General features: G+C 32.0%; 10 protein-coding genes. 5 read left to right on the top strand and 5 right to left on the bottom strand.

Translation table 11 applies throughout. The features are described from left to right. Positions 1–1,258: tetratricopeptide repeat protein (locus QZZ53_RS02830; RefSeq protein ID WP_296381248.1), on the bottom strand; the 1,258-nt coding region annotated here is incomplete at its 3' end. Positions 1,259–1,486: 228 nt separating this feature from the next. Here QZZ53_RS02830 and QZZ53_RS02835 point away from each other — a divergent pair. The 5 genes from QZZ53_RS02835 to QZZ53_RS02855 all read left to right on the top strand — a co-directional run bounded on the left by QZZ53_RS02835 (position 1,487) and on the right by QZZ53_RS02855 (position 11,563). After that, on the top strand, positions 1,487–2,143 hold the full coding sequence (locus tag QZZ53_RS02835; protein WP_296381251.1) for an outer membrane beta-barrel protein: 657 nt from the start codon (positions 1,487–1,489) through the stop codon (positions 2,141–2,143). 152 nt (positions 2,144–2,295) lie between these two features. After that, positions 2,296–2,844 (top strand): T9SS type A sorting domain-containing protein, encoded by a 549-nt coding sequence (locus QZZ53_RS02840; protein WP_296381254.1) that lies wholly within the window; start codon positions 2,296–2,298, stop codon positions 2,842–2,844. Between the two features lie 31 nt (positions 2,845–2,875). Further along, the gene (locus tag QZZ53_RS02845; protein ID WP_296381256.1) at positions 2,876–5,056 is read left to right on the top strand and encodes a hypothetical protein; all 2,181 of its coding nucleotides are present in this window, start codon (positions 2,876–2,878) and stop codon (positions 5,054–5,056) included. Between the two features lie 31 nt (positions 5,057–5,087). Continuing rightward, positions 5,088–10,760, top strand: a complete 5,673-nt coding sequence (locus tag QZZ53_RS02850; protein ID WP_296381257.1) for a T9SS type A sorting domain-containing protein — start codon at positions 5,088–5,090, stop codon at positions 10,758–10,760. A gap of 95 nt (positions 10,761–10,855) precedes the next feature. After that, positions 10,856–11,563: a hypothetical protein gene (locus QZZ53_RS02855; RefSeq protein WP_296381260.1), complete on the top strand. Its 708-nt coding sequence runs from the start codon at positions 10,856–10,858 to the stop codon at positions 11,561–11,563. A gap of 63 nt (positions 11,564–11,626) precedes the next feature. Here the strand turns inward: QZZ53_RS02855 and QZZ53_RS02860 are convergent, their stop codons facing one another. The 4 genes from QZZ53_RS02860 to QZZ53_RS02875 form a co-directional block, all read right to left on the bottom strand. Continuing rightward, the gene (locus QZZ53_RS02860; protein WP_296381262.1) at positions 11,627–11,953 is read right to left on the bottom strand and encodes a hypothetical protein; all 327 of its coding nucleotides are present in this window, start codon (positions 11,951–11,953) and stop codon (positions 11,627–11,629) included. A 3-nt stretch (positions 11,954–11,956) separates the two neighbouring features. Continuing rightward, positions 11,957–12,331 carry a VOC family protein gene (locus tag QZZ53_RS02865; protein ID WP_296381264.1) on the bottom strand — a complete coding sequence of 125 codons (375 nt, stop codon included), beginning with the start codon at positions 12,329–12,331 and terminating at the stop codon, positions 11,957–11,959. 136 nt (positions 12,332–12,467) lie between these two features. Further along, positions 12,468–12,827 (bottom strand): VOC family protein, encoded by a 360-nt coding sequence (locus QZZ53_RS02870; RefSeq protein WP_296381266.1) that lies wholly within the window; start codon positions 12,825–12,827, stop codon positions 12,468–12,470. Between the two features lie 40 nt (positions 12,828–12,867). Next, positions 12,868–15,696, bottom strand: coding sequence for a pitrilysin family protein (locus QZZ53_RS02875; protein ID WP_296381267.1), 2,829 nt, complete (start codon positions 15,694–15,696; stop codon positions 12,868–12,870). Between the last annotated feature and the right edge of the window lies 1 nt (position 15,697).

A 15,697-nucleotide genomic window follows, 5' to 3' on the forward strand; every position in this document is an offset into this window, starting at 1 on the left:
CTTTTTGTTTGCGTTCTTCGAGTAGTTTAATTTCATTTTGTTTGATGATGAGTTCTTGCTCCTTCTTTTCGGTTTGGTATTGCACTTCTAGCTCGTTCATACGTTTAATATTTTCTTCACTTAATATTTCATCATGAAGTTTGTGATAATCTGTATGATATTCATATGCTTTTTTGTAACGACCTAATCCTGCATACGATTTAGACATCTCAAGAAGATCACCAATCTTCTTTTTACGAGTGCCAGTTTCTTCAGCGATTTGCAAAGCATCTTTCATATGTCTAAGTGCTTTTCTGTATTCACCCTTTAAATTATAAAGTTCTCCCAAATGACGGTGATTTAAGCCAATCAGTGAGGTTTCACCATACTGCTTGCTAATTTCCAAAGCTTTATTATAGTAGTCTTCTGCTAGTAGCAAACTATCTTGTTGGGCATAAATCCAACCTATATTATCATAAGCACCAGCTAAATCATTATTGTAATTTTTCTCTTTATAATATGGAACAGCCTCGAACAATAAAAACTTAGCTTCTTCATATTCTTTCTGACCTTTTAAGTTAAGAGCCAAATTCACATTAATGGCAGCCAAATCATCTTGTAAATTCAATTTTTTAAAAACGACTTTGGCTTTGTTGTAATATTCATTAGAGATGTCATAATTACCAATATCGCCTTGTATGTTGCCAATATTCCAATGGCTTGCTGCAATGCTTTCTTCCGTGTCTCCAATGTTCTCTTTTAGTTTTAAACTCTGCATATGTACTTCTAAACATTCCTTAAAGCGTCCCAAACTACTTAATGAATTCGCCTTATTATTCAGTGCATAAGACACTTGCTCCATATCATCGAGTTCTGTGTACATTTTTATAACATCGTCATAAATTTCTACCGATTTTTCATATTGAGAAGTCATGTTATGATAAACACCTAAGTAGTTTGTTGTCCTGGCAATAAACTTTTTATTTTTTAGCCGTTTCGCTAAAGCTACAGTACTATCTAAATAGGGTTTTGAAGCCAATGAATCTACATACAGATATTCTGCCCAAAGCATTGCATAAGTTATTATTTGTGTAGTATCGGTTTGTTTTGTAACAACTTGTAATAAACTGTCAACTCGTTTTTGATTTTGGCTATGTCCACCATAAAAACATAACATGAAAATTAAAATTAATGAGGAAAGCAATTTGTCCACCTTTGTGTGGACAACTGTAATTTTTATAGTAAAAGGGACATTAGTGGAAGCTTTTGCGATACTCATAGTTTCTGGTTGTTAGGTTATCTAAGATAATGCTATTTATTATTTAATTTTAAATCGCTGAAAATCAATTTCTTAAGTAGGTGTAAAACAATGTTGTCTACCTATAATAAATATCAATAAAAAATTAAAACGTCGCATCTTTTTATGGTGGACAAAAGGTGGACATGCCACTATTTACGTAAAATCAGGCTTTATTTTCTCTAATATTGTTTCAACAAAACTGGTTTCATGTCTAAAAATTACATCATCCTAATAGTTGTACTTCTCATGAGTTTTTCATGTTTTAGCCAACAACTCTACTTTGAGTTAGGAACAACAATCTCGTCTTTTGATTATGAAAATTCTCAAGGAAGACCACTTGATAATTTATTGTCTAAATCAAAATCATATTACGGAATGGGTTATAGGCAAAGTGTAAATCGAAGCAACACATTGTTTGTATCACTTGGGGCATCCTACACCAATTATGGAGCAATAGGTAGTGAAGCTAGTATTGATAACTATTTTGAATGGGATGTAAGTTACTTAGGTATAAAAGCAGGATTAGGAATAAAAATAATAGAACTAGGAGATCTTTCATTTTTAGGAAATGTTTCAATGGCTTCGGAGTTTTTAATACGAGGAAATCAAACCATAAATAATGATGTCTTTGACCTAGTTGGTGAAGAAGAATTTAATAATTACATTTTTTTCTTCAGAGGTGGAATAGAGATGCAATACCCATTGTCTAGGAATACAGCAATTTTTGCTGGCTATACTTATGGGAAATCAGTATTACTTAGTACTCCTGATGTAGGAGAAACATTAAAATTGAATGCACATCAATTTGGTTTAGGTTTTATAATAAATCTGCCAAGGTGTAACTGTGATTATTACAGATTTTAGGTTTTATACCAGTTATTATTTGAAATTAAAATAGAAAGGAAAAAGCGCATTTTATTACGGTAATTTCAATTGGTAAATGGTATTAGTAGACAAAAGGTGGACATTAAACTAATCTCTATTATTAATAAAGATTTAATTATAAATTTCGAATAATGAATGATTTAAATAAGATGAATAAACGAAAGAATTATATAAAGACATTTCTATTTACGCTAGTACTGTTTTGTTTTGTGCAAGAATTTCAGGCACAAGAAAATTCAGGGTATCGTATTGTTAGATCTAATTTAGGGAGCAGTGGCTCATCTCAATCTGTATTGACTTCAAATGGAACTTATAAGATCAGTCAAAGCATTGGCCAGTCTAGTGTTATTGGTACGTATTCTAATAGTGGTTATGTTTTAAGACAAGGCTATCAACAACCTTCAACTAACATAAATTTCATTACAGAGTTTAATTATAATCTAAATGCAAAAGTACACCCAAACCCTTTTAAGCATTCAGTAATCATTACGTTTAGTAGTGTGATGCGAAAAGATATTTCTGTATTAATGTATGATGTTAATACAAAGGTAATTCATGCTCAAGAGTTTTTACCAGCACAACAAGTTGAATTGAGAATAAAAGATATCTCTAGCGGAACTTACTTTTTAAAAGTGCTGTCAGGTAAAAAACACTTTAATACAAAATTGATTAAGATTTAAAAAAGAACGAATAATTATAAAAACACCAACTATGAAAAAAGTGATAACCTTAGTATTCTTTGTTTGTTTTATGTTGCAAGTTTTTGCACAAACAGATGGTATTACATATCAAGCCGTAATTATTACTCCAGATGATTTGGAATTACCTGGAGTAGATTCACCTGGAAATTATTTACCAAATACCACAATTGCTATTCGATTTACGATATACGATAGTAGTAATCAATTAGAATTTCAGGAAGTGCAGATTACTGAAACAGATGATTTTGGTCGTATAAATCTTTTAATTGGAGATGGTGATCATGATTATTTTAAAGAAATGAATTGGGATGGTACACCTAAGGATTTAAAAGTAGAAATTGACTTTGAAGCAGGAAGTAGCTTTATTGAAATGAGCAGAGAAAGACTGACCTTTTTGCCTTATGCATATCATAGAAATATTACTGCTACAGGCACATTAACTGTAGATGATAGAACATTTCTAAATGGTGAATTGCAAGTTGAAGGACCAACCAACTTAAACAGCACTTTAGATGTAAACAATGGCAATCCGACAAACCTTACAGGAACTTTAAACGTTGATGAAGAAACAAATTTAAATGCTGCATTTAATGTAAACAACGGAAGTCCGTCGCTTCTATCAGGTAACTTAACAGTTAATGGTAATAGTGCGTTAAATGGAACTCTAGATGTGATAGGTTTAACAACATTAGGTGATTTGACAGTGAATGGGCAGGCTAGTTTTGGAGATTTAACAGCAGAAGCACTTGTAGTTAACCAAAGTACAAACCTAAACGGAACTACAGTTATTGATGGATTAGGCAACCAAGTAAAAATAATGTCCAATTTACCAGATGTAGATTCAGGTAATGCACTAAAAGGGAATCATCCACTTTTAATTGAAGGAGGTAACAATGGTTTGGCTATAGAAGTTAATGGTAATAGAAGTAATAGTACAAATTTTATAACCTTTTATGATGAAATGCGAGCGGCACCTTGGGGAAGAATAGAAGGAGAAAACCCTAATGAGTTTCAATTTAATGCTGATTGGGAGTTTGATCAAAGCTCATTAGATTATGACATTTTTGATGCTTGGATAGATTATGGTTCTGCACTAGCAGATGAAATTATTGCTGCTGCTCAGGTTATAAAAGCGGCTTCAGATTACAGGCCATGTGCTGGTTTTGGCGCTTGTATTGTAACTCCAGGTCCAGCAGATATCATTTTTTCTGCATTAGAAATGCTTTCTTCAGCAGCTCAGGCAATTGCAGCTGCATTTGCCATAGATCGTGCAAATGATAATAAAGATTTGTATAACTCTAATAAAGAATCACTTCAAGGAGTTACTTATGCGTCTGGAGCTGGTGATTATGCCGAATACTTATTGAGAAATGATGTGAACGAGCGTATGACTTATGGAGATATTATTGGAGTTAGAGGTGGAAAAATATCTAAGAATACTTTAAATGCTGAGAGAGTGATGGTTATTTCTTATAAACCAATTGTTTTGGGTAATATGCCAAAAAGCAAAGAACAAGATTATGAAAAAGTGGCTTTTATGGGACAAGTACCAGTTAAAGTTTTTGGCAAAGTGAAAGTTGGAGACTATATCATTCCTAGTGGTAAAAATGATGGTATTGGTATAGCTATATCTCCTTCAGAAATTAATACATCTAATGTGAAACAAATTGTAGGAATCGCATGGGAAAACTTTGAAGGCCTAGCTAGTTTTAATATGATAAATGTAGCTGTTGGTTTAAATAAAAATGATAACAATCCAATATTAGTACAGTTAGAAGACAAAGTAAAACAACAAGATATAGAAATTAATAGCTTAAAAAATGAGATAACTAAGATATACGAAATGCTCTCTGCTAATATAACTACGGCTCAGGTTACACAATTAAATAGTACATCTCACGAAGACGAAAATTCAAATACAATTGCGTACGATGACAGAAAGTTTGAAATTCTAGATACTCCAAGAGGAGAGATCATTTATTTTGAAATTACTAGAGAAGATATTGAAAAGGCATTAATAATGGCTCAGGAGCAGATGTATGCCCAAGGCATTGATATAGAAAATCATGTTTTTTGGAAAAAAATGAAGACTGATCCAAAGTTTAAGAATCAAATAATGGAAAGGGTTATAACTAAATTAGATAAGCAATTGCATTACCATAAAGACATCAGCTTAAAATCTAAAAATTAAACCCATCTAAAGTTTTATAACTATCAGTATTATGAAAAAAAATGTGCTAATTTCTTTTTTAGTCATGTTATTTGCTGTGTTCTTTTTAGATGCGCAAACGACTTCTATTCCAGATGCAATTTTTGAAGATTATCTTGAAACTCACGCTGAAGACGGAGCGCTAGTTGCTATTGGTGACGCAACCAGTATGGGAGATGGTATTGCCAATAATGGTTTGGTTTTAACCAATAGAATTAATACAGTAATATCACTTAATGTTGATGGTTTAGGAATTTCAAACCTCTCAGGAATTGCTGATTTTCTAGCTTTAGAAACCTTAATTTGTAGTAATAATAGCTTATCAAACATAGATGTTTCAAGTAATACGAGTCTAATTTCATTATTGTGCGGTTCTAATTTTTTAAATGCGCTATCAATTAATAGTAACATAAACTTAGAGACATTAAACTGTTCAGATAATCAAATTCAAAGTTTAGATGTTTCAAATAATTCAGTTTTAATGAGCCTAACAGCTTCAGGTAATCAGCTTGCTGCAATTGATGTTTCTAACAACACAGATCTTTTTATACTAAGTATTTCAAGTAATAGAATTGCTGGTGAGTTGGTAGTGAGCAACAATTCGAATTTGGAAAGTTTATTTTGTTCTTCAAATCAGATTAATACCTTAAACTTATTAGCCAATACAGTTTTGAAAAATCTAGATGCGTCTAACAATGCATTAACTACTTTAGATTTAAGTACCATAAATACAATAGTATGTCCAGATCCACAAACAGATCCATTAACGGTATGTCAAGGTGCTGCTAATATTAATGTGTCTAGAAATCTGTTAATCTCTTTAGTTGTAGCTAATGGCTACAATGATTTACTTACTACAATAAACTCAACTGAAAACCCTGATTTATTCTGTATTCAAATTGATAGTGGTTTTACACCATCTGGTTGGATAAAAGATGATTGGACCTATTATAGCGAAAACATTTGTGAAGATATTTATACATACGTTCCAGACGATAATTTTGAACAGGCCTTAATTGATTTAAGTTTAGATGACACTTTAGATAATTTAGTGTTAACCGCAAATATAAATGCGATTACAGATTTGAATATCTCTAATGCGTCCATATCGAGTTTAATCGGAATTGAAGATTTCTTAGCCTTAGAAATTTTAGATTGTAGTACAAATACCCTTGAAATTATAGACCTTTCAAATAATACAGAATTACAACAATTAGATGTCACTAATAATGATTTGTTGACTTTAGATTTAAGTGTAAACGCGGATTTAACAACTTTATATTGCGCGAGTAACTCAATTAGTACGATAGATTTAAGTAATAATACGGCATTAACAACACTCAATTGCTCTAACAATGCATTGACAACTTTAAACGTGAGTGATAATGTATTATTAAGTGATTTAGATTGCTCATTTAATCAAATTGAAAGTTTAAATCTTACTACCAATACTGCATTAGTAAGTTTGTTGTGCAACGATAACAACTTGTTTTCGTTAAACCTTAACAATGGAACTAATACTTTAATTACCACGTTTAGTGTCATAAATAACGTAAGTTTATTCTGTATTCAAGTGGATGATGCTGCCTTTTCGGATGCAGCTGCTGGTTGGCAAAAAGATGCTTCAGCTACCTATAATTTAGCATGTGGTACTTATGTTCCAGATGATAATTTTGAGCAAGCTTTAATCGATCAAGGCATTGATACGGACAACACACTAAATAATTTTGTTGCGACTATAGATATAGCTATGCTACAGACATTAAATGTATCTGGACTTGCCATTTCAGACTTAACAGGAATCCAAGACTTTGTAGCTTTACAGGATTTGAATTGTTCAGACAATGATTTGTCAGTTTTAAATTTAGAGGCTAATACAGATTTAATAAATTTAGAGTGTTCAGACAATCAAATTGAAGATTTAGACCTTACAGCAAATACGGATTTAACGTCTGTACTTTGTAATATGAATGCCTTATTAACTCTCAATATTGAAAATGGAAACAATAATTTGTTAACCGTTTTTATTACCACTAACAATTCAACGCTTTTCTGTATCAATGTAGATGATGCTATTGTCGGAACTATTCCTGGTGCTTGGCAAAAAGATGCTTTCACAGCCTATAATGGAGATTGTGCGAATGATCGATTTACAGCAATACCTGATACTTTTTTTGAACAAGTTTTAATTGACTTAGACTATGATGATGTTATAAACGGTCAAGTACTAACATCGAATATCGAACATATTCTTAGTTTAGAAGTTAGTGATGAAAGTATTTCAGATCTAACTGGGATTCAAGATTTTAAGTCGCTTATAGAATTAGATTGTAGTGGCAACTTTTTAGATGCATTAGATGTTAGTGAACTAGTCTATTTAGAGCGTTTAAACTGTAGTTCTAATTATTTGCTCACAAATGATATTAACGATGCTAATGGTTTGCTTAATACTACAGGAACAGTAAGTTTAAGAGAACTGTATTGTGCTGGTAATAATTTAAATAATCTAGATGCATCTCAAAACACCAATCTAGAAGTATTGGATTGTGCCGACAATAATTTATCAGTTCTAAATATAAACACCAATACATTTTTGAGAATTCTAAATTGTTCTAATAATGATTTAACGAATTTAGATATAAGTGGTAATACGAGTTTAGAAGATGTAAATTGTGATAGTAATGAACTTAATGATTTAACTACTACAGGAGTAAATAATACAACATTAACGCGTTTAAGCTGTGCTAATAATAACCTAGCGAGTTTGTTGGTTAATAATTATCAAGGATTAATCACATTGAGCTGTGGATCCAATGAATTAACCCAATTAAATGTTACAAACAATACAGCTTTAAGTTTCCTATCGATTTCTCTTAATCAGATTTCAGATATTAATCTATTAAATAATTCAGATTTAGTTGAAGTTAGAGTCTCTCAAAACAATCTGTCTCAATTAGATGTGTCTGCAAATACGGTTTTAGAAAACTTGAATTGCGGTTTTAATATCATCATCCAATTAGAGGTAAATACGAATCCGCTTCTCGAATTTTTATCATGTTCAAACAATCAATTAACAGAATTAGATTTAAGTAATAATGCTAATTTAATTGAAGCTAATTTCAGCTCGAATATGATAACGAGTGTAACGCTATCCAACAATTTAGGAACATTAAAAACATTTAATGCAAGCAACAATCAGATCGAAGGAGATATAGATTTAACGACAATGGCGATTTCTGCATGTGCTTTTCAACCAAATCAAGTAGAGTTTTGCCCAGAACTAATTTCTATAAATATTTCAAATAATCTTTTCAGTTTTGTAAATATTCAAAATGGTCTAAATACTGAGATTGTCAATTTCAATTCTACAGGAAATCCAAATTTAGAATGTATTCAAGTTGATGATGTAAACACTATTGGAGCAATTTGGATTAAAGATGAAGCTACAGCATACAATGAAGATTGCAATTTTGGAGAAACTTATGTGCCAGACGATAATTTTGAACAAGCTTTAATCGATTTTGGGTTTGATTCAGGTCCTTTAAACAATTATGTGTTAACCGCAAATATTGAAGCGCTTATAAGTTTAAACGTTAGCGGAAATGCTATTGCTGACTTAACAGGTATTGAAGACTTTGCTGTACTAGAAAACTTGAATTGCTCAAATAATACAATAACTGAACTCGATTTAAGTTCAAATACAAACTTGTTAAATCTTGATTGTTCGAACAATATATTAACTGATTTAGAGGTTTCAAATAATACAGATTTAACAACACTTAATTGTTCTAGTAGTACAATAAGTAATCTCGATTTAAGTGCAAATATAAGTCTTACCGATTTAAATATTAGCGATAATTCATTTACAGCTTTTATGCCAAGCGACGTCTTGTCTTTACAAATTTTTAATTGTGATAATAATGACATCGTTGAGCTAGATTTTCAACAAAATCAAGAGTTAACTGGTATAAGTTGTGAATCTAATTTATTAGAAACGCTGAATATTAAAAATGGACAAAACGCAATTCTAACAAATCTCAATGCAATTAATAATCCAGATTTGGGATGTATTGAAACTGATAATGGAACAGTACCAGCTGGAGCGACATGGATAATTGATGCAACAGCGCAATTCGCCATCAACTGTTTTTTCGGTGAAACCTATGTTCCAGATGATAATTTTGAACAAGCTCTAATCGATTTAGGATATGATTCTGGTCCTTTAGACGACTATGTAATTACCGCAGCTATTGAAGATATAAATTTCTTAAACATAAGCGGACGAGAAATTTCAGATTTAACAGGTATTGAGGATTTTATAAGTTTAACAAACTTAAATTTTGAAGAGAATAACATCACTACGATAGATTTAAGTAATAATGTTTCCTTAATGAGTCTAGATGCTTCCGATAATTCACTTTCAGACATAGATATTTCATTACTTACAGATTTAACGGACTTAGATGTTTCTAATAATAACTTAACTCAGTTAAATGCAGACACTAATATAAACCTCGAAGATTTAGATGTTTCAATCAATGGAATTACAAATTTAAATGTCAATGGATTGATAAACTTAGAAGATTTAAACTGTGCATCTAACCATTTGAGTAGTTTAGATGTGACTCAAAACCCTAATTTAACAACATTGTTTTGCCAGTCTAATCTATTAATTGCCGATCAGTTGAATCTGCAAAATGGTAATAATGAAAATTTACTCATATTTAATGCAACGAGTAACCCAGATTTAGGATGTATTTTGGTTGATAACCCTTTGACAGTCATCGAAAATACAGATGGCACTTATGATAATTGGTTTAAAGATGAATCAGCTAGTTATCAAACAATTTGTGAAGATGCAGATAATGATGGAGTACCAAATGAAGACGATCTTTGTCCAAACACACCATTCGGAGCTGCAGTAGATTTGTCTGGCTGTGCTTATCCCGATTTACCAAATGATAATTTTACAGTGTCTATAACAGGTGAAACCTGTTTAAATAGTAACAACGGTAAAGTAACTATAGTAACTCAAGAACTTTATAACTATACAGCGACAGTAACTGGTCAGAATATTCTAGAAGGAACAGGTGCCGTTTTTTCTCAAGACTACAATTTTACAAACGATGTTGATATATTCAATCTGTTGGCAGACACGTATGAAATGTGCATCACCATCGAAGAATGGCCAGATTACGAAATTTGCTATACCATTGTGATTACACAACCAGATCCATTAACAGTTTTTGCGAGCAGACTATCATCAAGTAATGAAATTTCCTTAGATATGTCTGGTGGTACAATATATTATATTGAATTTAATGGAGAGTTATTTACCACTCACAGTTCGACATTTACGTTCCAACTTAAATCAGGGACTAATAACCTAAAAGTGAAAACTGATTTAGAATGTCAAGGGATTTATGAAGAGCAAATAATAATGACAGATAATTTCCTTGTATATCCAAACCCTTTTAACAATCTCATTACTATTTACGACGGAAAAATAGGAGAAGAAGTTAGCATTACTATGTATTCCATGTTTGGAAAATTAGTTTTAGCGGAAACTTATGTTAATCAAGGCGGAGATATGAAAGTTGATACAAGTGCCTTAGCAAGTGGAATGTACCTTATCAGAGTACAATCAAAGGCTATAACATCGACATATAAGATTATAAAAGAATAAACACATGAAACGAGCATGTTCAAAGTTTTATCACTCAAGGGAATGATTAATAGCGAACAGCATGTGACAGATTTAAAAACAATAAATAAAAATACATGAAAAAGATAGCATACATAGTGTCTTTAGTCCTTCTTGTTTCTGGTTGTAGCGATACTAGAGATCAAAATCCAGGAAATAATGATGATGTTGGAAGCGGAGAAGATCCACTTACTGGAGTACAATTGGTTTTTCCTTATCAGGACGAATTATGTAATGAAGGTACAGACTTAACACCAACAGAAAGCACCGTTTTCTTTGAATGGATGCCTAACGATAATGCTGAAATCTATACATTAACCATAGAAAATTTAGAGACAGGTACTATTACAGAATATGAAACAGTAGATTTTATATTTTCAGTAACAATAGAACGCGCACAAGCATTTAGATGGTTTGTAAATTATAATTTTCAAGAGCAACCTCAAGAAAGTGCTATTTGGAATTTTTATAATGCTGGTTCAGGAGTGCAAACTTATGCACCTTTTCCTGCTGAGATACTTGCACCTAGTATGGCGCAAACAATTCCTGCTACAAACACTTCTGTAAATTTGCAATGGAGTGGAAGTGATGTAGATGATGATATTGTAGCTTACGATGTGTATTTTGGAACCAATAACGATCCAAGTATAATTGCAAATGATATTTCTGTGAACCAACAAACGGTTTCAGTTGTATCTGGTACTATTTATTATTGGAATGTTGTTACCAAAGATGCTGAAGGCAATATATCAGAATCTGGTGTCCATCAGTTTAGTGTTTTGTAATAATTGATAAAAATAAATATAAGGTTCCCTTCTTTGGATGGGTTAAGGGTTATTAAATCCACTTCATTTAGAAGGCAAACTATTAACAAAAGCAAAACTTTGCTCAAAATAGCTAACCATTAAATTTTTATCATTCCAAAGCGATTCTGGTACTAAAACATAATCCTTCATTTTTGCACCATGAGAATAGTAAAAACCTGTATTATGTTTTTTCATAAATAGTGCAGCCTCATCTTTTGGTAAACGAATACCAATTTCTGCATCCTTATTGAGTAACGTAAACATATAACTATTAGATGAGGTGTAAATCATGGTTTTGCCTTTACGCTCAAAACCGTTACAGGCTTCTGTAATAGTATCGTAAACTTTTAGTGCGTCGTTCCAATTCATAACCTATCTATGTTGATCCACCAATATAGCGTTACCATCTGGATCTAATACCACAAAACTCGCAGGACCAGAAGTAGATGTTTCATCGATTTCACTAGCGAATGCAATATCTTTAGATTTTAAATGCTTTTGAATATCTCGTACATCATCAAAGTTCTCAAGTTCATTTGCACTCTGATCCCAACCAGGATTGAAGGTGAGAATGTTATTTTCAAACATCCCTTGAAACAAACCAACGAGTGATTCTTCATTTTTCATGATGAGGTAATTCTTTTCGAGGTCGCCTGCAAAAACCGAAAACCCTAAAGTTTCGTAAAATGCTTTGGATGCCTTAATGTCTTTAACTGCAAGACTAATTGAAAATGCTCCTAGTTTCATATGTTTTTATTTATTGTTTTTAAATCTGTCATATGCTGTTCGCTATTAATCAATTTCTTTATTGATAATATTTTGAACAAGCTCGTTTCATAATGTGCTGATTTAGTTAGTAGTTAAAGGTAGTGAAAACTAAGTTTCATATCACACCTTGACCAAAAGTGAGTAAATTAGAGTCAGGATCGAGCAAAGAAAATTCTTTTTGTCTCCATGGTTTAATATCTAATTTTCCATTTGGGTGAATGGCTATTTTCTTATCCAATAACTCTTGGTAAAATCTGTCAATATTATCAGTTCTAATATAGATTTGTCCATAATTCTCTTTAGGATTAAGGTCTTTAAATTCAAAAAAATGAAGTTCTATCGTATCTTTCTTTAACATTAAATAGCCTTGGTAATCTTCTTTGCCTATTTCATTAAAGCCTAATTGATTTATATAATAATCTCTGGTTACTGCTTTATTACGCATTGGTAATTTTGGATGGATTTCTGTGAGCATTGAAAATTAATTTATGGATTTAAAACATAATCTATTATATCTATTCAGCATTCAAATAAACAGGCTTCCCAAAACCTAATGCTTCTAATTTATGTAGTTGAGTTTCTGCGTCTCCTACAATTAAATAAATCATTTGGTTGGGTTTAATGTAATTTTTAATGAGTGTTTTTACATCTTCAACGGTTAAGTCTTTTACAATAGCTTCACGCTGTTTTGCATAATTATCCGTAAATCCGTAGTTACTAATGTTAGTTAGCATATTCAATTTTGCTCCAAGAGTTTCAAAAGCTCTTGCATTACTTTTAATAGTGTAACTTTTGGTGACTTCTAAATCAGATTCAGAATAATTTGTGCCATAATTCTCTAATATTTGTTTTACTAAACTTGAAGCTTCAAATGTTGCATTAGTACGTATACTACTGCTAATCGTAAATTTACCTTTATGAGCTGAGCCAGAAAATCCAGAACGAATTCCATAAGTATAGCCTTTGCCTTCTCGTAATTCTTGGGTAAGTTGAGATGCAAAACTGCCACCACCAAGACGATAATTCATTACGGTAGATGCGTAATAATCTTTTTGAGTTACTTTTAAAGCAGGATATCCAAAACGAATTACAGATTGTTTAGCTCCAGGTACATCATAGAAATACACTTTTGAAGTTTCAGGATATAATGGCATTGCTAATTCTGGTAGAGCAACGTCTTTAGATTCCCATGTTGTATTAATATTTTCTAATGCTTTTATAACATCGGTTTCTGAAATTGCTCCAACAATATGCATATTGGTTAACTTAGGTGTGAGGTTTGTGTTATAATAATTCTGTAAATCTATTAGTGTGATACTATTTACAGAAGCTTCTGTTCCTCTATTGTTATAGGCCAAAATATTATTGTCTCCGTAAAGCAGTTTTGCGAATTCATTTGCTGCAATACTATTTGGATTTGCTTTACTACGCTGAATATTACTTATTGTACTTTGTTTTAGAAGGCCGAATTCTTTTTCGTCCCAACGTGGCTCTAAGAGAATTTCAGTTAATAAAGCCATAGTGGTATCAAAATGTTTTGATAAGGTTGTACCAGAAATAATGATGCTTTCATCTGAGGCATAAGCATTAATTCTTGCGCCTATACTTTCAATGGCATTTTCTAAGGTTTCTGGTGTTTTGTTTTTAGTACCTTTAGTCATAAGGTTTGCTAAAAGATTAGAAACACCAACTTTATCTTTGTTTTCTAGCAAAAGGCCACCATCGATCTGCATTTCAAACTGTACTAATGGGACTTCAGTATTTTCAATCCCAAACACTTTAATACCTGAGTTTAGCTCGTTTTTCCATACTTTAGGAATAGTAAGTTCTGGACTTTCTCCATAAGCTGGTTCTATACTTCTATCGAAACTACTAGCCGTATTTTCGTAAGTAGTAGTTATACTAGGATCGAAACTTTCTTCGGCTCCTTCAATAATTTTTTCTTCAACTACATTGGCTAATTGCGAATTATCTAATACTAAACTCTTTTGTCCTTTAGGAACAAAGCTTGTTGCTAGATAGTTTTTGTTTTTTATATACGTATTGTAAACGCTCATTACATCTTCGGGAGTTACTGCTAAAATGTTTTTTACATCCTGATTTATAAATCCTGGATCTCCTGCAAAAATCTCGTATTGTGCTAGTTGAAAGCCTTTACCCAAAACACTCGATAAACCATTATAGAAACTGGTTTCTTGTCCTGCTTTAATTCTTTTTAAATCTGTTTCAGAAATGCCATTGAGTTCAAAATCTTTAAGACCATCAGTTATAGCGGTTGCTACTGAATTTAAATCGGTTTGATTAAATGCCGTAACGCTTAGCATTAATTGTCCAGCGATTTCAGAAGAATTCTGCCCCATTCTTACATTACTTGTCAATTGTTGGTCTTCAACTAATATTTTATATAATGGTGCTTTTTTGCCTTCAGTTAGATATTGTGATAATACACTCAATGCATAAGCATCAGGATGATATTGATAAACTGCAGGCCAAGTCATGGTTAATCTTGGTGCACGTGCAAAATTGTCTTCATAATACAAACGTTTCGATTCTTTTAGAGTGACTGATTGTTTTTCCGTTTTAGGAATGTCTTCACCACGAGGAATTTCATCAAAGTATTTTTTCACCCAAGCTTTAGTTTGCGAAACATCAATATCTCCAGCAATGGTTAAAGTCACATTATTTGGTACATACCAACGTTTGTAGAATTCTTTGACATCAGCTAAGGTTGCATTTTGTAAATCTTCTAAAGAGCCAATAACTTCCCAACTATATGGATGGCCTTCAGGATAAAGATTACTATTAATGACAGACGAATTATGTCCGTAAGGTTGATTATCTACGCGTTGGCGTTTTTCGTTTTTAACTACTTGTTTTTCTTTTGCTAAAACGGGTTCAGTAACCGTATTAATAAAGTAACCTAATTTATCTGCTTCTGCCCAAATCATTTTTTCTAAAGCATCTATTGGTACGGTTTGAAAGTAATTAGTTCGGTCTCTACTTGTAGATCCATTAGCACCAGAACCACCAATACGCGCACTCATTTGGTCTAAACCTCCTTTGCCTAAATTTTCGGATTCTAGGAATAATAAATGCTCAAATAAATGAGCAAAACCTGTTCTTCCTTCTTTTTCTCTAGCCGAACCAACATGAGCAGTTAAAGCCACAGCAGCAACAGGATCTGATTTATCAACGTGAAGAATAACTTGCAAGCCATTGTCTAAAGTGAATTTTTCGTAATTGACTTTAAATTCTTTAGTTGATTCTTTTGTTTCGTTTTGTTTACATGATATTATTGTAAATAAAACAACGAAAACTAGGAGTAATGATTTAATGTGTTTCATG

Origin of the sequence: Winogradskyella sp., assembly GCF_016744625.1 — a bacterium.
Classification (GTDB): domain Bacteria; phylum Bacteroidota; class Bacteroidia; order Flavobacteriales; family Flavobacteriaceae; genus Winogradskyella.